The sequence below is a fragment of the Neobacillus drentensis genome, from assembly GCF_036966985.1.
In the GTDB taxonomy this organism is placed as follows: domain Bacteria; phylum Bacillota; class Bacilli; order Bacillales; family Cytobacillaceae; genus Neobacillus; species Neobacillus drentensis_E.
On sequence record NZ_JBALSN010000515.1, the window covers coordinates 9,861 to 10,487 of the forward strand.

Here is a 627-nt window from a genome sequence, read left to right on the forward strand (position 1 = left end):
GGTTTCAGCGATTTAGAACTTTGAAACAGTGATTATATTACTATTGTGTTCACCAAAAGTAAATGATTTTTATGTATAAAGGATTAAAACCAAAGAAAACGGAAAGGTTAAAAAACAGATAGTATACATGCCATATAAAAAATATATAAGAGATCCTATTTCAAAGGAGGTCTTTTCATGTTCAAAGAGAATAGACCCTTATTATCTGATGAATTTTTAGACGAGCTAGCTAAAGAAATTAACCAGCAATATGGCGGTCTAACAAATGAACAAAATGCGGAACCCATAAATAATGATTAAATTTAGTATAAGCCCATTATAAAGCATCCCCAATATTGATCATCAACCGCATTGTGTGTGCGGTTTTTTTTGTCCTAATATTCTTCTTTGATCTTAACGCGAGAAAAATAAAAAAAAGCTGCAACAAAGACAGCTCCCTTTACTTTTATCAATGTACAATTATACTAAATATGCTAATGCTTGTTCATATGCTTATCTTTACTCATAACTAAACGTAAATCAGAATTATCTCGCACTGTTGACCGCCCTTCTACTTCATAACGATTTCCAAAGATCAGGAGAAAAATGGTTGATTTATCGCTCATACGGTGAAATTTTTTCTCAACA

At 31.6% G+C, this 627-nt stretch carries 1 protein-coding gene; it reads left to right on the top strand.

The window, feature by feature from the left end; all coding sequences use genetic code 11:
- Positions 1-177 precede the first annotated feature (177 nt).
- On the top strand, positions 178-300 hold the full coding sequence (locus V7659_RS26970) for a bacitracin ABC transporter ATP-binding protein (protein WP_335543158.1): 123 nt from the start codon (positions 178-180) through the stop codon (positions 298-300).
- Positions 301-627 lie beyond the last annotated feature (327 nt).